The following is an 18,897-nucleotide window of genomic DNA, read 5'->3' as shown; positions in this document are numbered from 1 at the left end:
GTTGTTTACAATAAAAATCCGCAACTGATCCTGCGGCAACCCGATCTGAGGGCGCAGTCGAATGTTACTGGCATGTCCAGATGGGTCGTTGTTACCAGGAAGGGCGACCGCTTTGGTGCAGTCGATCCTGCACGGCGGCGAGATTGGCGGCGACTTCGGGGTTGGTGATCTGGTGGTTTCTCTCTCTGTGCTGAGTTTTTTCCGACTGTTCGATCTGCATCACAAAACCACATGAGAGGATGATGGCTGCCATCACGATCTTGCAGGGAAAACTCTTCATAGTCGGCCTCCTTGTTGCCGGGAATGCATAAGAGAGCCCCCGGCCAGACTGCCATATGAGGAAAAATATTGGCACAGTATAATGTATGAGAAGATTAAGTCAAGCTTAATCTTCTGGTTTAGGGCATCTTAGCAGCAACACAGGGGAAAAGATGGGGAGCAGGATGTCTCATGGGAAATAATTGCGCCTCATGTGGACAGCGAGAAAGATTGATTTATAATGAGCACTTGTTTTTCCCCTGAGAGGTGTAATGGAAGCGACGAGTATTATTAGTGTTATCAGGCGTGCGGTGTTGTTGGGAGTGGTGGTCCTGCTGCTTTTCCCGGCTGCGGTGCGTGCCCATAGCGAGGAGGACGCCTCCGCTCACCATGAGGGCGCCGCACAAGCGGATGCCAACGTGGGGCTCGATGAGCGGCTGGGAGCGAAGATCCCGCTCGACCTGGTGTTCACCGACGAGAATGGCCGCCAGCGCCGCCTGCGGGAACTGGTGACCGGCCCGACCATCATCCTCCCGGTGTATTACTCCTGTACCAACGTCTGCAACTACCTGCAGGAAGGGTTGGCCAGGGCGCTGCCGGAGATCAAGCTGGAACCGGGGAAGGAATACCGGGTCATCTCGGTCAGCTTCGACGAGCGTGAGAACCCGCAGCGGGCGCTGAAGTCCAAGCACATGTACCAGACGGTGATGAAAGGGAAGTTCCCGGAGGGAAACTGGACCTTCCTCACCGGCGACGCGGCCAACATTCGCAGGCTCACCGACGCGGCCGGGTTCCATTTCCAGCGTAAGGGCAACGACTTCGTACACCCGGTGGTCAGCTTCATCGTGGCGCGGGACGGCATGATCGTGCGCTACCTGTACGGCACCCAGTTCCTTCCCAAGGATGTCACGCTGGCCCTCATGGAAGCCCGCCAGGGCCGCGTCGGCACCACCATAAGCAAGATGGTCAGCTACTGCTTCAGCTTCGATCCCAACAGCAAGAGCTACGAGTTCAACATCCTCAGGGTGAGCGCGACGGCGATCATCGTCTGCGTGGTGGGCTTCATCATCTTCCTGATCGTGGGCGGGAAAAACAACAACGGCAACAACAAGCGCAATGGCAACAACGCCTCCTAAGAAGGCGTTGCAGGGTTCGGGGGTAAAATGAGTCACGAAACGGCAATGGCGGAAGGCGGCTTCTGGCGGGATACCGGCAGGACCGGAATTGGAGCCTGGATATTCTCGACCGACCACAAGCGGATCGGGTTGATGTACCTGTACTGCGTGTCCGGCTTCTTCCTGGTCGGCGCCTTCCTCGGGCTCTTGATCCGGCTGGAGTTGATGGCGCCGGGACCGACCATCATGACCGCGCAGACCTACAACGCGGTGTTCACGGTGCACGGCGTCGTGATGATCTTTCTCTTCATCATCCCGGGCATCCCGGCCTCCTTCGGCAACCTGGTGCTCCCCATACAGCTCGGCGCGCGGGACGTCGCCTTCCCGCGGGTGAACCTCTTCTCATGGTGGCTTTACGCCATCGGCGCCGTCATCGTGCTCACCTCGCTTTTTACGGGGGGCGGTGCCCCGGACACCGGCTGGACCTTCTACGTACCCTTCAGCGCCCGGACCACGACCAACGTTTCGCTCGCGGTCTTCGGCGTCTTCGTGCTCGGCTTCTCCTCCATCCTCACCGGGATCAACTTCATCACCACCATCCACAGGATGCGCGCCCCCGGGATGACCTGGACCCGCATCCCGCTCTTCACCTGGAGCCTCTACGCGACGGCGTGGGTGCAGGTGCTCGCCACCCCGATCATCGCCATCACTCTCCTGCTCGTGGTGACCGAAAGGATCCTGGGGCTCGGGCTCTTCGACCCCACCCGCGGCGGCGACCCGGTCATGTTTCAGCACATGTTCTGGATCTATTCGCACCCGGCGGTGTACATCATGATCCTGCCGGGCATGGGGGTCATCTCCGACATCATCCCGGTCTTCTCCAGGAAGCCGATCTTCGGCTACAAGATGATCGCCTTTTCGAGCCTCGCCATCGCTGCGGCCGGATCGGCGGTGTGGGGGCACCACATGTACACTTCGGGGATGAGCGACATGGGCGTCCTGATCTTCTCCTTCCTGACCTTCATCGTGGCGATCCCCTCGGCCATCAAGGTGTTCAACTGGGTCTCCACCATGTACAAGGGGTCCATCTCGCTGGAAGCACCCATGCTCTTCGCGCTCTCCTTCATCCTGCTCTTCTCCATCGGCGGGCTCTCCGGCCTGATCCTGGGCGCGGCCGCCACCGACATCCACGTGCACGACACCCACTTCGTGGTCGGGCACTTCCACTACGTCATGTTCGGCGGCACCGGCTTCGCCTTTTTCGCTGCGGCCCATTACTGGCTTCCCAAGTACTTCGGGCGCCGGTACCGGGAGAAGCCCGCCATCGTCGGCTGGGTGCTCATGTTCATCGGCTTCAACATCCTCTACTTCACCATGCAGGTGCTGGGGATGGAGGGTATGCCGCGGCGTTACTACGATTACCTCCCGGAATTCGCACGGCTGAACTTCGTGGCGACGGTGGGAAGCTGGATCATGCTGGCCGGGGTGGCCATCGTGGTCTGGAATCTCTGGCGCGGACTTTTAAAGGGGGAACCGTTTACCGGCAACCCCTGGGGCGGGGCGAGCCTTGAGTGGAGCATCGCGACCCCTCCACCCACTGAGAACTTCGAGGAGGATCCGGTGGTGACCCACGGGCCGTACGATTTCAAAGGAGCGGGGGTTCCATGAGTCACCTGGAAAAGGACAGTTTCGGCGCCAAGCTCGGCATGTGGTTGTTCCTGTTCACCGAGATGCTCCTGTTTGGCGGGGTCTTCATCCTCTACTCGGTCTACCTGACGCGCTATCCCAAGGAATTCGGCCTGGGCGGGCACCAGTTGGACCTGGTCTACGGCGCGACCAACACCGCGGTGCTGCTGACCAGTTCCCTGTTCGCGGCCATGTCGGTCACCGCCATCAAGACGGGGGCGAAAAAGCTCACCCTCGGCCTTCTTTCCGGGACCATCGGCTGCGCGTTGATCTTCCTGGGCATCAAGTACCTGGAGTGGAGCGCCAAGTTCCACCACGGCATCTACCCGAACTCCCCGAAACTGATCGCGGGGCCTCCGGGCGAGTCCATATTCTTCAGCCTCTACTACCTCACCACCGGCCTGCATGGCATCCACGTCATCGTGGGCGCGGTGCTGATGAGCTGGACCGCAGTCATGGTGCAAAAAGAGAGGCTGAACGCGACCGACAACGTGACGCTGGAAAACGTCACCCTGTACTGGCACCTGGTCGACCTGGTCTGGATCTTCATTTTCCCGCTCTACTACCTGATCCTGTGATCAGCCGGAAAGGTCGAGCCGAGTGCAGTTCAAACGCTTGTGGAGAACGGTATGACTGAAGAACACGCAGAACATATCCTGAGTTACGGAAAACTGACCACCGTCTGGGTGGCGCTCCTGGTCCTGACGGCGGCAACCATCATGGTGACCCGGGTCGAGCTGGGGGTCTGGAAGGTGTGGGCGGCGCTCGCCATCGCCAGTGTCAAGTCCGGCCTGGTCATCGCCTTCTTCATGCACATGAAGTATGAGCCGCGGCTGTTCCGGATCATCCTGTTCGTGGCGCTCTTCACCCTGGCGGGCTTCATCGGGGGAACCTTCTTCGACGTACTCTACCGTTAAAGGGGCCAACGTGGAAAATCAGCTCATGACAACGACGCAAGCCGTCGACCCGGTCTTCAAGTTCCTCTTCGGTGCCTGCACCGTGCTCCTCTTGGGGATCACCATCACCATGATCTACTTCGTGGTGCGCTACCGCCGATCGAAAAACCCTGAGCCGACGTCGCAGGTGGCGGGGAGCCCGCTTCTGGAAGTGGTCTGGACCCTGCTCCCCACCTTGCTGGTGATGGGCATGTTCTACTACGGCTGGACCAGCTACCTGTCGCTGCGGACCGTGCCCAAAGGGGCGATGCAGGTGACGGCCGAGGCGCGCATGTGGTCCTGGAACTTCATCTATGACAACGGCAAGACGAGCCCGAAGCTCTACGTCCCGGTGGGGCGGCCGGTCCAGGTGAACCTGGTGTCCAAGGACGTGGTGCACGGCTTCTACCTCCCCGCGTTCCGGGTCAAGCGCGACGTGGTGCCGGGAATGAAGAACCATGTCTGGTTCGTGGCGACTACTCCCGGCAGTTATGATCTCTTCTGCTCGCAGTACTGCGGCACCGGGCACTCCGCGATGATCAGTAGCGTCGAGGCGCTACCGCCGGAGCAGTTCACGGCGTGGCTGGGCCAAAAGCCCGCCAGCGTGGGGGCGCAGGGGCAGGAGCTGCTGCAGAAATACGGCTGCCTGGGCTGCCATTCCCTGGACGGCACCCCGAAGGTGGGACCGACCTTCAAGGGGCTCTACGACAGCCAGGTAAAGGTGACCCGAGGTGGCAAGGCCGAGACGGTAAAGGCGGACGAGAAGTACCTGCGTGAATCCATCGTCGATCCCGGGGCGGCCGTCGTGGAAGGGTTCCCTCCGATCATGCCCAAGACCGAGATGCCGGAGGCGGAGCTGAAGGCGATAGTGGAATTCCTGGAAGGGGAAAAGTGATCGTAACTGCAGTGTGGAAAAGAAGCAAAGGGTTGTACCGCCTGTTCCGGCTCCCGCTCGCCTTGATGAACGCAACGGCCGCGCTGGGGGGGTACCTGCTGTGCCGGGCCCAGCCGCGGCTCGATGCGCTGGCTCTTTTTGCCGGGGTGGCCCTGATGGCGTGTGCCGCCTCCGCCTTCAACCAGGTGTTGGAGCGCGACCTCGATGCCCTCATGGATCGCACCAGGCGGCGTCCGCTCCCCGCCGGGGAACTGGGAATCCTCGGGGGGATGTTGATCGCCCTCCTGACCCTCGCAGTAGGGGCGCTGCTTCTCAACATCATCGGTTTGCTGCCGCTTGGCCTCGCCTTGGCGACTCTCCTCTGGTACCTCCTGGTCTACACCCCGCTCAAGCGCCGCACCCCGTTCGCCCTGCTGGTCGGTGCCGTCTGCGGCGCGTTGCCGCCGTTGATTGGCTGGAGCGCAGCCGGGGGCGTCGTCACCGATTTCAGGATCGTCCTGCTCTGCGGCATCCTGTACCTGTGGCAGGTGCCGCACTTCTGGATGCTGCAGAAAAGGCACGCCGAGGACTACCGCCGGGCGGGGGTGCCGCTCTTCGTTCCCCGCAGCTTCAGCGGACCGGCGCCGTTCCTGGTGCTCTGGCTGGTGGCCATGATCGCGGCGACGCTGATGCTCCCGGTCTTCGGACTGATCGCCGGGCAGCATGCTCCCCTGTGGTGCCTTGCCTTTTGCCTGCCGCTCGTGCTGTATCCGTTCGAGCGTTGGGAAGGCGCGGCCTTCGCCGGTGTGAACATCTTTCCGGCGCTACTCACCCTCGCGCTGTACGGCCTTTGATTACAGGAGATTATTTGATGGGAGAAAACGAGAAGTGCGAGCAGCCGGCACGGCACAAGACGCACATGTGCAAGCTGAAGAAGGACGGCAGGATGGAAGAGTTCGAACGGCACGGCGCAAAGCCGATCGTCTACTGCAACAAATGCAAGGTGCAGGCGGATGACCCGTTGGTCGTCTGCAACCCCAGGAGCCTCAAGGTCACCCGCTAACTACCCGCCTAGAAGAACACCGTCGCCTTGGTGGCGACCAGGTACCAGTTCCGCTTGGAAGCGTCGGTGTATTCCGACATGTTCCAGGTCCCGTCGATCAGGTGCCCCTCCAACTTGAGCACCAGGTTGCGCACCGGGTCGAAGCGAAGGGTCAGGACCTTTTCCTTTTGCCAGGTCTGCCAGGGAGCCCCCACGCCCAGCTCCTCAAAGGTTGATCCGTCGCGGTGATTTCGGTCCGCGTAGATCGCCGTGTAGTACCCCCCCAACTCGAACCAGTCGGTGAAGCGGTAGGCGGCGCTCACGTACCAGCCGTCGGAAGCCTGCTTGGAGGTGAAGTTCTCCAGGGCCGGGTTCTGGTAGTCGGCCGACACGGTGTAGTCGTCCCGCTGGTACTCGGTGGCCAGCGTCAGGTCGTTCCAGAGGTACTCGACACCCAGGATGTAGCGGTGCCACGAATCGAACTTCCACTTGGCGGTGACCGGGGTGGTGGCGGAGGTGGCCGGATCGGTATAAATGCCGGTGGCGGTGCCGTCGAAGGAGGTGTGCAGACCGCTGAAGGTGGCGCGCACACCGACCGGCGTTCTCCATTCCAGGTGGTGTATGAACGCGGTGCTGGAGTTCACGTCGGTGGTGGTCAGAGGCGCATCGACTGTGGAGATGTAGGCGGAGTAGTTCCTGGCGGAAGCGCCGTCCAACGGGATCGGCGTGGTCCCGATCTGGAACTGGTAGTTGACCGTGCCCGCGGATCCGGCAGGGATCGATCCGTAGACGCTCGCGCCGGTGATGGCGTTCACCGAGTCGCGCTCGTAGTCGTAGTACTCGTTCTGGGGAAGGAAGATGAAGGTGCGCGCGGCGTCGTTGTCGCGCGATTCGTTGTACAACCCTAGGGGGATCTTGATCTTGCCGGCGCGGAAGCCGAGCCAGTCGGTGAGGCGGTAGTCGCCGAAGGCCCAGTCCAGGGTGATCTTGTCCTTGCCGTAGCTGCCGCGGTCCATGGCCAGAAGCTGCAGGCCGACGCGCAGGTCGGGGTTGACCTCTTTGGAGAAGTTCACGGCGAAGTCGTTGAAGTTGAAGGAGCCCTCACCGCTGTTGGAGACGGGGAAATTGTTGTCCGGGGAGGTCTTTATGTACCCTTGCGAGGCGAAACCGTGAATCTCGACGCCGGCCAGATCCACGGCGTGGGCCGGCCCGGCAAAGGCGAGCAGCATCATCGCAGTCAACGCTTTCTTCATATCGAAATCCCCCTACTTGATGGCAATGGTTTTAACGGCGTCGCCCGGCTGCCCCGAGGGCACGAACCCGATCGCATTGGGGGTCTTGGCGACGTAATCGATCAACTGCTGTGCGTCGGGGAACGCAGGAGGCATGGACGCCTTCCCGGTGGTCACCATCCTGACCCAGTGCTGGTCGAACTGGGAAGGCGTCTTGCCGAGCACCACCTGCAGGAACTCCTTGAGCGTCCGATCGTCTTCCAGGACCGATATCTTGATATGTTTCCTGTTGCCCCACTTGACCTTTTCGCCGAGGTAGATGCCCTGCAACTCGGCGCGGGTGAGGGCGCTTTCGACGACGCTCTTGTTGGCGATGATCGTGAAACTGGCCGCATGGGCACCCGAGTGACCAAACACGATCAGACACATCAGAAAAAGAATCTTTGTCCCCATGATGCAGAACCGTTTGGGGTGGAACATGCAGCACCTCCAGAGGTTTCTATACTCACAAAAGCATCTGTTATTGGCACAGAGGTTACTTTGGTCCAATATCGGACGGCGCATCATACATCTTTAATAAAAAGTTTGAAAGATGAAATAAAAGGTGATTGTGTGAGCACAACCAGTGGGATTGAATGAGAGGATGTTGCTGAGTAAGGAGAGAATTGGGAATGAAGGTATGACAATCCCTCCCCCGATTGAAAGGGGGAGGGAGAGAGTTAACTAGATCAGCCGATCACACCTAGCTCGCGGCCGATGCGGGTGAAGGTGTTCAGGCCGGTTTCCAGGTCGTCCTGGGTATGCGCCGCGCTGATCATGACGCGGATGCGCGCCTTACCCTGCGGCACCGTCGGAAAGCCGATGGGCATGGCGAAGATGCCCGGCTCAGAGGCGAAGAGCCGGCGCGAGAATTCCTGCGCCATGGTCGCTTCCCCGAGTATGACCGGGGTGATGGGAGTGACGCTGGCGCCCATGTCGAACCCGGCCTGCCGCATTCCTTCCTTGAAGTAGCGCGTGTTGTCCCAGAGTTTTTCCACCAGAGCCGTGCTCTCCTCAAGAAGGTCGACGGCGGCAAGGCATGCGGCGGTGTCGGCGGCGGTGACGGCGCTGGAGAAGAGGAAGGGGCGCGCCTTCTGGCGGATCCAGTCGATGACCACCTTCTTCCCCGCGATCACTCCGCCCATGACGCCGAAGGCCTTGGAGAGCGTGCCGATCTCCAGGTCGAACTTGCCATTGAGTTGAAAATGGTCCACGATGCCGCGCCCGCCGTGGCCCAGCACCCCTTCGCCGTGGGCGTCGTCCACCATGGTGATGATGCCGTGGCGCTCGCACAGTTCGAAGAGCTTGTCCAAGGGAGCCACGTCCCCGTCCATGGAAAAGACCCCGTCGGTGATGAGGAGCGCCCGGCGGTACTGGCCGATGTTCTCCATGATCACCCGCTCGCAGTCGGCGAGGTCGCAATGTTCGTAGACAAACACCTTAGCGGACGAGAGCCGGCAGCCGTCGATGATGCTGGCGTGGTTCAGCCGGTCGGTGAAGATGACGTCCCCCTTGCCGACCATCGGGGGGATGGCGGCCTGGTTGGCGCAGAACCCCGACTGAACGTAGAGCGCGTCCTCCACCCCCTTGAATGCTGCCAGGCGCTGTTCCAGTTGGCGGTGCAATTCCAACGTGCCGGCGATGCTGCGCACCGCCGCGGGGCCCACCCCCCACTGCTCCACCGCGTCCTGCGCCGCCTTCTTGAGGCGCGGGTGGTTGGCGAGGCCCAGGTAATTGTTGGTGCAGAAGTTGAGCACTCTCTTGCCGTCCACCACCATCCAGGGGCCGCAGGCCGACCCTATGGTGCGGATGCCGGTCCTCAGTCCCTGCCCTTCCAGGGCGGTCATCTCTTCAGTAATCCAGGCGAATTTGTCGCTCATCTGTTCTGACTCCTGTAGGGGCGAATAATCATTCGCCCGATTCTCTCTTTTCGTTCCTGGGTGCTTACTCCTCCACCCAGTTGAGGATGACCTTGCCGGCGTTGCCGCTGCTCATCACCTCGAAGGCCTCCTCGAACTGCGTGTAGTGCATGCGGTGTGTAATCACCGGGGTGAGGTCGAGCCCGATCTTGATCAGCGACTGCATCAGGTACCAGGTCTCGTACATCTCGCGGCCGTAGATCCCCTTTATGGTCAGCATGTTGAAGATGACCTGGTTCCAGTCGATGGCCAAGTCCCCCGACGGGATGCCGAGCATGGCGATCTTGCCTCCGTGGCACATGTTGGCGAGCATCTCCTTGAAGGCGTCGCCGTTGCCCGACATCTCGAGACCCACGTCGAACCCCTCCCTCATTCCCAGTTCCTTGCGCACGTCCGCGAGGGTCCGCTCCTTCACATTGAGCGCCACCGTCGCCCCCATCTTTTTGGCCAGGTCGAGGCGGTACGGGTTCATGTCCGTGGTGACGATGTAGCGCGCTCCGGCGTGCCGGGCGATGGCGGTGGCCATGATGCCGATCGGCCCCGCTCCCGTAATCAAGACGTCCTCGCCCAGGACCGGAAAGGCGAGGGTGGTGTGGGTCGCGTTGCCGAAGGGGTCGAAGATGCTGAGGATCTCCATCGAAATGGAGGGGTCCGCGTGCCAGACGTTGGTCACCGGGATGCAGATGTACTCCGCGAAGGCGCCGGTGCGGTTCACGCCGACGCCGTTGGTGTCCTTGCACAAGTGGCGTCTTCCCGCCAGGCAGTTGCGGCACCGGCCGCAGACGATGTGCCCCTCGCCCGACACGATGTCCCCGATGTTGAGGTCGGCGACGTTGCTCCCCATCGCCACCACCCGCCCCACGAATTCATGCCCGATCACCATCGGCACCGGGATCGTCTTCTGCGCCCAGGCGTTCCAGTCCCAGATGTGCAGATCGGTGCCGCAGACCGCGGTCTTGTGCACCTTGATCAGGACATCGTTGATGCCGACATCCGGCACCGGCACCTCGTCCAGCCATAGCCCCGGCTTCGGGTATTTCTTAACCAGCGCGCGCATGGTCTTTTGCATGATGCAACTCCTCTACTGTAATGGCCGTTTTGGCTCATTAATGTTACCAACAACGCCTCACATGTAAATAGCGACAGGGTGAAGACGGCAACTCCGGTTCAGGGGCAGACGAAGTGACTTACAGAAGATTATCTGCAAGTTGCTGCGCTTGTAAGACCAATTGTGCAAGTTAAAAGTGATTATGATAACTGGTTTTAAAAAATACTTTGTTGATTATTAAATATAGTTAGACGATATTGGGCGGGAAGTTTACGGGTGAAGTCGCTGTTGGTACCAGTTTAATCACACGGTACTGGCGAAGTAACAGAAGAACATGGGCAGGAGGAATGTTGTGAAGCAACCATTTTTACTCGCCATCATGGTTTCCGCTATCTGCGTCATTGCGGGTTGTGCGGGTTTGCAAAAGGACGTGGCAACGCAGCCTGCGGCCCCGGAGGTGGTTACGATCGGCGGGGGTGACGCTGCCTTGACCGAGGTGATCATACCGGTAAAGGAAACCTTCGAGGAGGAAAACCCGGTGCGCCTGGTCACGGTACAAAGCCAGCCCGGAACGGAACTGGCGAGTCTTGCCAGTGGTTCCCTCGGTGCCGTCGTCTCCACCATCAGTCTGGACAGTTTCTTGGAGCGGGCCGCGGAAAGCGGTACGGTATGGGATCGTAAAATGTTCCGGGAGGTGCCGGTCGGTACCAACGAAACCGTGGTCTTTCTCAACCAGGGCGTGAAAATCAAGAAGCTGACCAAGAAGCAGTTAAAGGGGATCTTCACCGGCAAGATCACCAACTGGAAGAAGGTGGGCGGCCCCAACCGGCGCATCGTGGTGGTGTGGTCCCCAGCCGACGATGGGGAAAACGAAGCCTTCATTGAAAAAGTGCTGGAGGGTGAAGAGGTCGTACCGAAATTCGTCTCAGTCGCAAACGTCGAGGAAATGAGAGCGAAAGTGCTGGAGATACCGGGCGCCGTCGGCATCGGTCCCAGCGTGATGGTCTCCCGCGGTGTGCGGGTCCCCGGCAGCCTGGAGGTTGCCTCCTCGGTGGTGCTGATCACCAAGGGAGAGCCGTCGCCGCACGTGCAGAAACTGCTCGCCCTCATCAAGGACGTCGCTTTCCTGAACTGATAAGCCCAATTCCCTTCCTACAGGGTACGTTTTTCGCGGCCGAGCAAGGAGCAGCAAGTAGAACAGCATCCGCTATGCGGCCTGTGACAAGGGCTGAACTTGACGTACCTTTAACGCCAATTCTTTTTCCGCCGTTTTGAGGTCATAGCTCGTTTGGAGATTCATCCAGTACGCGGGGGTTTGGTTGAACGCTTTCCCGAACAGCAGCGCCAACTCTGCAGTGACAGGCCGTGTCCCTTTGATGACATGGGAGACCCGCATCGGAGAAATTCCGATTGCTTTAGCAAAAGCATTTTGGGAGATTCTCAGTTCATCCAGAATCTCCTTCAGGAACACCCCGGGATGAATCGGTGGGAGAGCATTTGGTATTTCCATCACTTTGCCCCTCAGTGGTAATCCGTTATTTCGACATCTGTAGCTTCGCCATTTGCAAACCGAAAGCAAATGCGCCACTGGTTATTGATCCTGATACTCCACAGTCCAGCCCTCTTGCCCGATAGTGCTTCCAGCCGGTTTGAAGGCGGCATCTGCAAGTCCGTAACCTCGCGCGCGTTCTCCAACTGTGTCAACCGCATGATCGCACGAGGTATTATTTCCGGAGGAAGCTTTTTCGACTTCCCCGTTGCGAAGAGCTTCTCGGTTTCCTTGTCCGCAAAAGATACAATCATGCAAAAATGTAAACAAATTGTTTATACGTGTCAAGAGACTTCCGTCTTTCCCTCCTTTCTGGGCTGCACATCTAACAAGGTGTTGATGTTCCGCGCCAAACCCGCTATCTTCGACTTTTTTACGGATAACTGAGTAAGAAGGACGAAAAGACAGTGACAAAGACGAAGGATGCTATCTACGCGGCGCCGCTGCAGGAAATGATCGATTTCAAGTTTGACGAGCGCGTCGTCGCCGTCTTTCCCGACATGATCCAACGCTCCGTGCCGGGCTACGGCATGATCATCTCCAACATCGGCATCCTGGCCGGCAAATACGCCCAGCCCGGAAGCCACTGCTATGATCTCGGCTGCTCCCTCGGGGCGGCCACCCTCTCCATGCGTCAGCGCATCAACCAGCCGGACTGCGACATCATCGCCGTCGACAACTCCCCCGCCATGATCGAGCGCGGCCGGGAGCTCCTCGCCCGCGATACCGCTTCGGCCGTCCCGGTGACCATGACTTGCGCCGATCTCCAGGATGTCACCATAGAGAATGCGTCTGTCGTCGTCCTCAACTTCACCCTGCAGTTCATCCCCCCGGCGCAGCGCCTGGCGCTGATTCAGCGGATCTACGCGGGACTCAACCCCGGCGGCATCCTTATCCTCTCTGAAAAGATCGCCTTCAGCGAGCCGCAACGGCAGCAGTTCCATGTGGAACTGCATCATGACTTCAAACGGGCCAACGGCTACAGCGATCTCGAGATCAGCCAGAAGCGGTCCGCGCTGGAGAACGTGATGATCCCGGAAACGCTCGACTGTCACCATGAGCGGCTGCGGTCCGCGGGCTTTTCCTCCTCCGAGCTCTGGTTCCAGTGCTTCAACTTCGCCTCGCTGGTCGCTACCAAATGAACTACGACTCCTTGTATTCACAACTCGCCGCCATGGGGCAGGAGCGTTGGGCGGAGCAGTTGCGAGCGACCCTGCCGGAGAGACTGCTACTGGAAAGCCATGGCAAGCTGGCAGGGTGGCAGAACGCCCTGCAGTCGCTGCCGGAGACAACGCCCTCCCGGATCGAGCTTAAAGACAATGTCACCATCGGCTGCGGCGCCGACCTCGGCGCGATTGACCCCCAAGAGGTCACCGCCACATTGCAGGCTTTTCATCCCTGGAGGAAAGGCCCTTACCATTTCTTCGGGATCGACATCGACACCGAGTGGCGCTCCGATTGGAAGTGGGACCGCGTTGCACCGCACATCGAGTCCCTGGAGGGACGTAAGGTGCTCGACGTCGGCTGCGGCAACGGCTATCACGGCTGGCGCATGCGCGGCGCCGGCGCGGAGCTCGTGCTCGGCATCGAGCCGTTCCTGCTTTCGGTGCAGCAGTTCCAGGTGATGCAGCGCTACCTGCGCGATCCGCAGCACCACGTCATCCCTATCGGTATCGAGGATGTCCCCCCCGATCTCGCCTGTTTCGACACGGTCTTTTCCATGGGGGTCCTTTACCACCGCCGCTCCCCCCTCGACCATCTTTACGAGCTCAAGGGGTGCCTACGCCCGGGTGGTGAATTGGTGTTGGAAACGCTGATCGTGGAAGGGGACCGGGATACCGTGTTCATGCCGCCGGGACGTTACGCGAAGATGCGCAATGTCTGGTTCCTCCCGTCCATCAGTGCTATGACGTTGTGGCTGCAGCGTTGCGGCTTCACGCAGATCGCTTGCGTCGACACCAACCGCACGAGCCGCGATGAGCAGCGCTCGACGCCGTGGATGCAGTTCGAGTCGCTGGCGGATTTTCTTGATCCAGAGGATGCGGAGAAAACCATTGAGGGACACCCGGCTCCGCTGCGGGCGATTTTTACGGCGAAGAGGCCGTAAAGTTTTGATGTGCAAGGTGCGGTAACTAATTTGCACCGCGCAGTAAATGGAAGGTGGTCGTAGATAAGCGTCAGCAGGTCCTTGATAAACAAAGGCGCCTCACGTCCAAGCGAAATGAGACCGTGATTAATTGAAACATGGTCGTAGTTAAAATAAATGGGGTCGTGTTTAAAATAAACAAGACCATGAATAAGAAAAACATGGTCATGTTTAAGTTAAATCAGGTTTTTCATTAGCGAAACGAGCCAGTTCGGGAATAAAAAGGGGGGGGATTCGTAAAAAGCTAGGGTGCAATTACGATAGTCAAGGCGACTTCGGCTGGAAAAACACCTTCCTGGTCAGAACAACGAGGAGGGGTCGGGTTTGTTTCGTCGCATTATTAAAAAATCAGGTCTCACATATTTTAAACAAGGTCGCATATTAGAAAAAGCAGACCTCATTTAACATAAAGTGGACCTTATTTTTTTTAAATCGACCCTTACATTAGAAAAACACGGCGTTGAAGCTGCTGCGGCGATACGAAAACCACGACGGCGGCCCCAGGTACAGGGGCCGCCGTCGGTAGCTTGAGGACAATTACCTGCGGTAACCATACGGGCCGCGGTCATAACGGCCATCATAGTCGCCGGAATAGCCTCCACGATGGTGGCCGCGGTAGTAATCATCCATAGGCACGACAACGCAGGCCGACAAAAGTGACGGTAACACAACGAGTGCAATCAGATACCGGATTTTCTTTTTCATCTCCATTCTCCTTTCTCCCGGACACATCGCCATTGTCTTCAGAGTAGAAGGGAATTGAGGATGAAATATGGAGCAAAGAAGAAAAGAAAGAGCTTGTTACGGGTCAGCTGCCGCCAAGGACGCTTTTGATGGTGTCGTAAATCTCCCGGGGCTCAAAAGGCTTCTTCAGTATCGCCTTGGCCCCGACCTTCAGCACGGCGTTGGTGTCGCTGGGGCAATCTGAGGCGCTGCTGGTCAGCACGTTGGCGCTCTTGTTGAGCGCGATCATCTCCCTGGTAGCGTCGATACCGTTTTTGACCGGCATGTAGACGTCCATGATCACGATATGAGGACGATGCGTGAGGAACATCCGTACCCCCTCGATCCCGTCTGCCGCTTCGGCGACAACGGTGAAGCCGATCCTGCCAAGGATGTCGCGCAACGAGTCCCGATAAAACTTTTCGTCGTCAACTATCAGTATCCGTACGTCCTTCAGCGCCATTGTTCCTCCTCTAACAAAGCTTGGCCACTCTTTCAAACCTATATAAAACTTTCATTCTTTCTGGTCAATTAAAATATATGAAGTCCGTAATGCCAAAAGGAAGCCAGACCTGTTATAATAGGAGAGTGTGCTTCAGAAAAAAGGAGAACGTCATGAGCGAAAAGGAAAGCTGCCCGAGCCCGAAACAACACCCGGCACACATGTGCCAGTTGAAACATGAAGGTAGGATCGAGGAGATCGACAAGCATTCGGCCGATCCGAAATTCGTCTGTAACCGGTGCGGCGCCAAGGCCGATTCCGAGGATTACCTCTGCAACCCGCGACCGCTGTAGTTCCGTATGGAGTAGAACTTGGCTGCGAACAGCATCGCCGACCACAGCCGCTTTAAAGTCAAAGAAGGCGCCCCCTGCCAGCCAGGGGGCGCCTTTTAGTTTCTAGAAGCTAACGGCTTGTCACTACACGGCTCAGTCTGCCAGTATGGGGAAATGCCCAAGACCAAGCATCACGACTGCAGGAAAAGATCTGGTATCATTAGACCCATCGACTAAATCAACCGGATGAGAAACTATGACAGAGATAATGTGAGGGTAAACATGGATCTGAAAAAGACTCATAGCGTGGTACTGAACGAGGGTGATCCTGAACAGAAACGGGCCGAGATACTGCAGTATTTCGAAGCCACCTTTACCATAGACGAACTGCTCTATGACACGCTGAAAGACGGCGGCGCCTTCTACCTGAGGGCCGACCGGCTGCGCCACCCGCTTATCTTCTACTTCGGGCACACCGCGTCTTTCTTCGTCAACAAGCTGCTGATCGCCCGGGTCATCGAGAAGCGCATCAACCCGCGCCTGGAGGCGATGTTCGCGGTCGGAGTGGACGAGATGTCCTGGGACGACCTGGACGAGACCCACTACGACTGGCCCACCCGGGCCGAGGTGAAGGCGTACCGCGACCAGGTGCGCGAGCTGGTTACCGGGCTGATCAAGACCCTGCCGCTCACCCTCCCCATCACCTGGGAGAGCCCCTTTTGGGCCATCGTAATGGGGATCGAGCACGAGCGGATCCACCTGGAGACCTCCTCGGTGCTGATCCGGCAGCTTCCGATCGACCGGGTGCAGCGCCACGAGTTCTGGCAGATCTGCCGCGATGCGGGGCTGGCGCCGGACAACGAGCTGGTCCCGGTTGCGGGAGGGCAGGTGGTGCTTGGCAAGGACGAGGGGCACCCGCTCTACGGTTGGGACAACGAGTACGGCCACCACGAGGCGCAGTTGCAGCCTTTCGCCGCATCCAAATACCTGGTCTCCAATCGGGAGTATCTCGCCTTCGTGGAGTCGGGCGGCTACCGGGAGGAGCGCTGGTGGAGCGAGGAAGGGTGGCACTGGCGCAACTTCAAGCAGGCCGATCACCCGCTGTTCTGGGTGGAGCGCCCGCACGGCTGGGGACTGCGCACCATGGTCGAGGTGATCGATCTCCCCTGGAACTGGCCGGTGGAAGTGAATTATCTCGAGGCAAAGGCCTTCTGCAACTGGCTTGCCGACAAGACCGGGAAGCGGATACGCCTTCCCAGCGAGGACGAGTGGTACCGGATCTACGACCTGGCGGGTGTGCGCGACCCGCAGGAGTGGCGCGAGGCCCCCGGCAACATCAACCTCGCTTACTGGGCCTCGTCTTGCCCGGTCGATCGCTTCCGTTTCGGGCAGCTTTTCGACGTGGTGGGCAACGTCTGGCAGTGGACCGAGACCCCCATCTACGCCTTCCATGGGTTCCGCATCCATCCCTGGTACGACGACTTCTCGACGCCGACCTTCGACACGCGCCATAACCTGATCAAGGGCGGGTCCTGGATCTCCACCGGCAATGAGGCGACCCGCGAGTCGCGCTACGCTTTCCGGCGCCATTTCTTCCAGCACGCCGGCTTCCGGTACGTGGAGAGCGACAACCCGGTGCAACTGCACGAGGATCCCTACGAAACCGACGCGCTGACCGCGCAGTACTGCGACGCCCACTACGGTCCCGAGCACTTCGGGGTTCCCAACTTCGCCAAGGCTTGCGCCGACATTTGTTTGGAGGTAACATCCGGGCGCGCCAGGGGGCATGTCCTCGACCTCGGTTGCGCCGTGGGACGTGCCAGCTTCGAACTGGCCAGGGGCTTCGACAGGGTGACGGGGATCGACTTCTCCAGCAGGTTCTTCCGTCTGGCGGCGCGGATGCAGGAGGAAGGATACCTGCGCTACGCCCTCCCCGAGGAAGGGGAGATCGTCTCCTACCACGAGCTAAGCCTGGAGGAACTGGGCCTTGCCGCGATGCGCGACCGGGTGCAGTTCTACCAGGGGGACGCCTGCAACCTGCCCGATAAGTTTTCCGGTTACGATCTGGTGCTCGCCGCGAACATACTGGACCGGCTCTACTCGCCGCGTCGCTTCCTGGCAGGCATCCAGGGGCGGATCAACCCCGGCGGGCTCCTGGTGCTGGTTTCCCCCTACACCTGGCTCGAGGAGTACACCAAGAAAGAAGAGTGGCTGGGAGGATACCGGGAGGCGGGCGAGCCGGTGTGGACTCTGGACGCGCTCAAGGCAGAACTGGCGCCTCATTTCCGGATGCTGGGCGAGCCGCGCGACGTTCCCTTCGTGATACGGGAGACGCGCCGCAAGTTCCAGCATGGCATTTCCGAATTGACCGTATGGGAGCTTAAATGACGCAGAAGAAGTTCGATTTCGACGAGATCATCGACCGGCGCGGCACCGCGAGCGAAAAGTGGGACAAGTACGGCGACCGCGACATCATCCCCCTTTGGGTAGCGGACATGGATTTTAAGTCGCCCCCGGCTATCGTGAAGGCGCTGCATGAACGGGTGGAGCATGGCGTCTTCGGCTACACCGCGCCGCCGCAGGGGCTGGCGCAGGCGGTGATCGACTCGTTGCAGGCGGAGTTCGGTTGGCAGGTGCGCAAGGAGTGGATTACCTGGCTGCCGGGGCTGGTCACCGGGCTCAACGTGAGCTGCAGGGCCGTGGGCGAGGCGGGGGACGATGTCGTCACCTTCACGCCCGTCTATCCCCCCTTCATGTCCGCTCCCCCTCTCTCGGACCGCAACGTGATCAACGTCCCGCTTGTCTGCGAGGCGGGGCGCTGGGGGCTGGACCTAGCGGCGCTGGAGGCCGCGGTCACGCCGAGAACGAAGCAGCTTCTGCTCTGCAGTCCGCACAACCCGGTGGGGCGGGTTTGGACCCGTGAGGAACTGGTGGCCTTGGACGATTTCGCGGCGCGTCATGATCTGGTGATCTGCAGCGACGAGATCCACGCCGGCCTGGTCCTGGAGCCGGGCGTGCGACACATCCCGATCGCCACACTCTCCCCGGAAGCCAGTCGGCGCACCATCACCCTGATGGCGCCCAGCAAGACCTACAACGTGCCGGGGCTGGGCTGCTCCTTCGCCGTCATCTCGGATGACACCCTGCGCCGCGCCTTCAGGAAGGCGATGGGGCGCATCGTGCCTCACGTGAACCTGTTGGGATATACCGCCGCCGAGGCGGCCTATCGGGATGGGGAGGAGTGGCGCCAGGAACTGCTGGAGTATTTGCGCGGCAATAGGGACCTGGTGGAAAAGGAATTGACCGCACTGGGGCTCCCTGTGGCCAAGGTGGAAGCGACCTATCTTTCCTGGATAGATCTGCGCCAGACGGGGATCGAGGATCCGGTGCGCTTCTTCGAAGATGCCGGCGTCGGTCTTTCCGGCGGGAGCGACTTCGGTCTAGCCGGTTACGTGAGGCTCAACTTCGGCTGCCGCAGGGAACTGCTGAAGGAAGCGCTCAGGCGCATGAAGGTGGCACTGGATGGATTACCTGGAAGATGAAACTCCATCCCCTCT

The 18,897-nt window shown here is 59.6% G+C and carries 22 protein-coding genes; 13 read left to right on the top strand and 9 right to left on the bottom strand.

What is annotated here, in order from left to right:
• Positions 1–91: 91 nt before the first annotated feature.
• Positions 92–280 (bottom strand): hypothetical protein, encoded by a 189-nt coding sequence (locus JFN90_RS00815; protein WP_199393203.1) that lies wholly within the window; start codon positions 278–280, stop codon positions 92–94.
• 250 nt (positions 281–530) lie between these two features.
• On the opposite strand from JFN90_RS00815, the gene JFN90_RS00810 reads away from it, so the two are divergent.
• The 7 genes from JFN90_RS00810 to JFN90_RS00780 all read left to right on the top strand — a co-directional run bounded on the left by JFN90_RS00810 (position 531) and on the right by JFN90_RS00780 (position 5,931).
• Entirely contained in the window at positions 531–1,394 is an 864-nt protein-coding gene (locus tag JFN90_RS00810; protein WP_199393202.1) for an SCO family protein, read from the top strand.
• Positions 1,395–1,421: 27 nt separating this feature from the next.
• Positions 1,422–3,041, top strand: a complete 1,620-nt coding sequence (gene ctaD, locus JFN90_RS00805; RefSeq protein ID WP_199393201.1) for a cytochrome c oxidase subunit I — start codon at positions 1,422–1,424, stop codon at positions 3,039–3,041.
• Positions 3,038–3,637 carry a cytochrome c oxidase subunit 3 family protein gene (locus JFN90_RS00800; protein ID WP_199393200.1) on the top strand — a complete coding sequence of 200 codons (600 nt, stop codon included), beginning with the start codon at positions 3,038–3,040 and terminating at the stop codon, positions 3,635–3,637. The genes ctaD and JFN90_RS00800 overlap by 4 nt, the downstream gene beginning before the upstream one ends.
• A gap of 51 nt (positions 3,638–3,688) precedes the next feature.
• Positions 3,689–3,976 carry a cytochrome C oxidase subunit IV family protein gene (locus tag JFN90_RS00795; protein WP_183344182.1) on the top strand — a complete coding sequence of 96 codons (288 nt, stop codon included), beginning with the start codon at positions 3,689–3,691 and terminating at the stop codon, positions 3,974–3,976.
• Positions 3,977–4,001: 25 nt separating this feature from the next.
• Complete coding sequence (gene coxB, locus JFN90_RS00790; protein WP_199393199.1) at positions 4,002–4,889, top strand: cytochrome c oxidase subunit II; 888 nt, start codon at positions 4,002–4,004, stop codon at positions 4,887–4,889.
• Between the two features lie 65 nt (positions 4,890–4,954).
• On the top strand, positions 4,955–5,722 hold the full coding sequence (locus JFN90_RS00785; RefSeq protein ID WP_199393538.1) for a protoheme IX farnesyltransferase: 768 nt from the start codon (positions 4,955–4,957) through the stop codon (positions 5,720–5,722).
• A 17-nt stretch (positions 5,723–5,739) separates the two neighbouring features.
• A complete protein-coding gene (locus JFN90_RS00780) occupies positions 5,740–5,931 on the top strand; it encodes a hypothetical protein (RefSeq protein ID WP_199393198.1) in 192 nt (63 codons plus the stop codon).
• An 8-nt stretch (positions 5,932–5,939) separates the two neighbouring features.
• Here the strand turns inward: JFN90_RS00780 and JFN90_RS00775 are convergent, their stop codons facing one another.
• The 4 genes from JFN90_RS00775 to tdh form a co-directional block, all read right to left on the bottom strand.
• Entirely contained in the window at positions 5,940–7,163 is a 1,224-nt protein-coding gene (locus tag JFN90_RS00775; protein ID WP_199393197.1) for a TonB-dependent receptor, read from the bottom strand.
• A gap of 12 nt (positions 7,164–7,175) precedes the next feature.
• On the bottom strand, positions 7,176–7,622 hold the full coding sequence (locus tag JFN90_RS00770; protein WP_199393196.1) for a type 2 periplasmic-binding domain-containing protein: 447 nt from the start codon (positions 7,620–7,622) through the stop codon (positions 7,176–7,178).
• Between the two features lie 248 nt (positions 7,623–7,870).
• Complete coding sequence (locus JFN90_RS00765) at positions 7,871–9,061, bottom strand: glycine C-acetyltransferase (protein WP_199393195.1); 1,191 nt, start codon at positions 9,059–9,061, stop codon at positions 7,871–7,873.
• A gap of 64 nt (positions 9,062–9,125) precedes the next feature.
• The gene (gene tdh, locus JFN90_RS00760) at positions 9,126–10,169 is read right to left on the bottom strand and encodes an L-threonine 3-dehydrogenase (protein ID WP_215906649.1); all 1,044 of its coding nucleotides are present in this window, start codon (positions 10,167–10,169) and stop codon (positions 9,126–9,128) included.
• A gap of 331 nt (positions 10,170–10,500) precedes the next feature.
• Between tdh and JFN90_RS00755 the strand changes: the two genes are divergently transcribed.
• Positions 10,501–11,283 (top strand): substrate-binding domain-containing protein, encoded by a 783-nt coding sequence (locus JFN90_RS00755; protein ID WP_199393194.1) that lies wholly within the window; start codon positions 10,501–10,503, stop codon positions 11,281–11,283.
• 72 nt (positions 11,284–11,355) lie between these two features.
• Here the strand turns inward: JFN90_RS00755 and JFN90_RS00750 are convergent, their stop codons facing one another.
• Together JFN90_RS00750 and JFN90_RS00745 are read right to left on the bottom strand one after the other, a co-directional pair.
• Positions 11,356–11,658 (bottom strand): HigA family addiction module antitoxin, encoded by a 303-nt coding sequence (locus JFN90_RS00750; protein ID WP_199393193.1) that lies wholly within the window; start codon positions 11,656–11,658, stop codon positions 11,356–11,358.
• Between the two features lie 11 nt (positions 11,659–11,669).
• Positions 11,670–11,951, bottom strand: a complete 282-nt coding sequence (locus tag JFN90_RS00745; RefSeq protein ID WP_199393192.1) for a type II toxin-antitoxin system RelE/ParE family toxin — start codon at positions 11,949–11,951, stop codon at positions 11,670–11,672.
• A 153-nt stretch (positions 11,952–12,104) separates the two neighbouring features.
• Between JFN90_RS00745 and cmoA the strand changes: the two genes are divergently transcribed.
• Positions 12,105–12,839 carry a carboxy-S-adenosyl-L-methionine synthase CmoA gene (cmoA, locus tag JFN90_RS00740; RefSeq protein ID WP_199393191.1) on the top strand — a complete coding sequence of 245 codons (735 nt, stop codon included), beginning with the start codon at positions 12,105–12,107 and terminating at the stop codon, positions 12,837–12,839.
• Positions 12,836–13,804 (top strand): tRNA 5-methoxyuridine(34)/uridine 5-oxyacetic acid(34) synthase CmoB, encoded by a 969-nt coding sequence (gene cmoB / locus JFN90_RS00735; protein ID WP_199393190.1) that lies wholly within the window; start codon positions 12,836–12,838, stop codon positions 13,802–13,804. The genes cmoA and cmoB overlap by 4 nt, the downstream gene beginning before the upstream one ends.
• 576 nt (positions 13,805–14,380) lie before the next feature.
• On the opposite strand, the gene JFN90_RS00730 is transcribed toward cmoB, so the two are convergent.
• Both JFN90_RS00730 and JFN90_RS00725 read right to left on the bottom strand, forming a co-directional pair.
• Positions 14,381–14,548: a hypothetical protein gene (locus JFN90_RS00730; protein ID WP_199393189.1), complete on the bottom strand. Its 168-nt coding sequence runs from the start codon at positions 14,546–14,548 to the stop codon at positions 14,381–14,383.
• A 103-nt stretch (positions 14,549–14,651) separates the two neighbouring features.
• Positions 14,652–15,029, bottom strand: coding sequence for a response regulator (locus JFN90_RS00725; RefSeq protein WP_199393188.1), 378 nt, complete (start codon positions 15,027–15,029; stop codon positions 14,652–14,654).
• 152 nt (positions 15,030–15,181) lie between these two features.
• Here JFN90_RS00725 and JFN90_RS00720 point away from each other — a divergent pair, with 152 nt between their 5' ends.
• The 3 genes from JFN90_RS00720 (at position 15,182) to JFN90_RS00710 (ending at position 18,882) form a co-directional block, all read left to right on the top strand.
• Positions 15,182–15,361 carry a hypothetical protein gene (locus tag JFN90_RS00720; protein WP_199393187.1) on the top strand — a complete coding sequence of 60 codons (180 nt, stop codon included), beginning with the start codon at positions 15,182–15,184 and terminating at the stop codon, positions 15,359–15,361.
• 261 nt (positions 15,362–15,622) lie between these two features.
• Complete coding sequence (ovoA, locus tag JFN90_RS00715; RefSeq protein ID WP_199393186.1) at positions 15,623–17,728, top strand: 5-histidylcysteine sulfoxide synthase; 2,106 nt, start codon at positions 15,623–15,625, stop codon at positions 17,726–17,728.
• The gene (locus JFN90_RS00710; protein ID WP_199393185.1) at positions 17,725–18,882 is read left to right on the top strand and encodes a MalY/PatB family protein; all 1,158 of its coding nucleotides are present in this window, start codon (positions 17,725–17,727) and stop codon (positions 18,880–18,882) included. Before ovoA ends, JFN90_RS00710 begins: the two co-directional genes overlap by 4 nt.
• Positions 18,883–18,897: the final 15 nt, after the last annotated feature.

The sequence above is a fragment of the Geomonas propionica genome (assembly GCF_016458235.1).
GTDB classification, from domain to species: Bacteria; Desulfobacterota; Desulfuromonadia; order Geobacterales; family Geobacteraceae; genus Geomonas; species Geomonas propionica.
The sequence above is the reverse complement of the archived record's forward strand: the minus strand, read 5'-3'. Positions and strand labels throughout refer to the sequence as shown.

What these genes read in the sequence shown, in the direction of transcription:
- JFN90_RS00815 (WP_199393203.1), bottom strand. Translation starts at nt 280, where the DNA reads ATGAAGAGTTTTCCCTGCAAGATCGTGATGGCAGCCATCATCCTCTCA.
- JFN90_RS00810 (WP_199393202.1), top strand. Translation starts at nt 531, where the DNA reads ATGGAAGCGACGAGTATTATTAGTGTTATCAGGCGTGCGGTGTTGTTG.
- ctaD (WP_199393201.1), top strand. Translation starts at nt 1,422, where the DNA reads ATGAGTCACGAAACGGCAATGGCGGAAGGCGGCTTCTGGCGGGATACC.
- JFN90_RS00800 (WP_199393200.1), top strand. Translation starts at nt 3,038, where the DNA reads ATGAGTCACCTGGAAAAGGACAGTTTCGGCGCCAAGCTCGGCATGTGG.
- JFN90_RS00795 (WP_183344182.1), top strand. Translation starts at nt 3,689, where the DNA reads ATGACTGAAGAACACGCAGAACATATCCTGAGTTACGGAAAACTGACC.
- coxB (WP_199393199.1), top strand. Translation starts at nt 4,002, where the DNA reads ATGACAACGACGCAAGCCGTCGACCCGGTCTTCAAGTTCCTCTTCGGT.
- JFN90_RS00785 (WP_199393538.1), top strand. Translation starts at nt 4,955, where the DNA reads ATGAACGCAACGGCCGCGCTGGGGGGGTACCTGCTGTGCCGGGCCCAG.
- JFN90_RS00780 (WP_199393198.1), top strand. Translation starts at nt 5,740, where the DNA reads ATGGGAGAAAACGAGAAGTGCGAGCAGCCGGCACGGCACAAGACGCAC.
- JFN90_RS00775 (WP_199393197.1), bottom strand. Translation starts at nt 7,163, where the DNA reads ATGAAGAAAGCGTTGACTGCGATGATGCTGCTCGCCTTTGCCGGGCCG.
- JFN90_RS00770 (WP_199393196.1), bottom strand. Translation starts at nt 7,622, where the DNA reads ATGTTCCACCCCAAACGGTTCTGCATCATGGGGACAAAGATTCTTTTT.
- JFN90_RS00765 (WP_199393195.1), bottom strand. Translation starts at nt 9,061, where the DNA reads ATGAGCGACAAATTCGCCTGGATTACTGAAGAGATGACCGCCCTGGAA.
- tdh (WP_215906649.1), bottom strand. Translation starts at nt 10,169, where the DNA reads ATGCAAAAGACCATGCGCGCGCTGGTTAAGAAATACCCGAAGCCGGGG.
- JFN90_RS00750 (WP_199393193.1), bottom strand. Translation starts at nt 11,658, where the DNA reads ATGGAAATACCAAATGCTCTCCCACCGATTCATCCCGGGGTGTTCCTG.
- JFN90_RS00745 (WP_199393192.1), bottom strand. Translation starts at nt 11,951, where the DNA reads ATGATTGTATCTTTTGCGGACAAGGAAACCGAGAAGCTCTTCGCAACG.
- cmoB (WP_199393190.1), top strand. Translation starts at nt 12,836, where the DNA reads ATGAACTACGACTCCTTGTATTCACAACTCGCCGCCATGGGGCAGGAG.
- JFN90_RS00730 (WP_199393189.1), bottom strand. Translation starts at nt 14,548, where the DNA reads ATGAAAAAGAAAATCCGGTATCTGATTGCACTCGTTGTGTTACCGTCA.
- JFN90_RS00725 (WP_199393188.1), bottom strand. Translation starts at nt 15,029, where the DNA reads ATGGCGCTGAAGGACGTACGGATACTGATAGTTGACGACGAAAAGTTT.
- JFN90_RS00720 (WP_199393187.1), top strand. Translation starts at nt 15,182, where the DNA reads ATGAGCGAAAAGGAAAGCTGCCCGAGCCCGAAACAACACCCGGCACAC.
- ovoA (WP_199393186.1), top strand. Translation starts at nt 15,623, where the DNA reads ATGGATCTGAAAAAGACTCATAGCGTGGTACTGAACGAGGGTGATCCT.
- JFN90_RS00710 (WP_199393185.1), top strand. Translation starts at nt 17,725, where the DNA reads ATGACGCAGAAGAAGTTCGATTTCGACGAGATCATCGACCGGCGCGGC.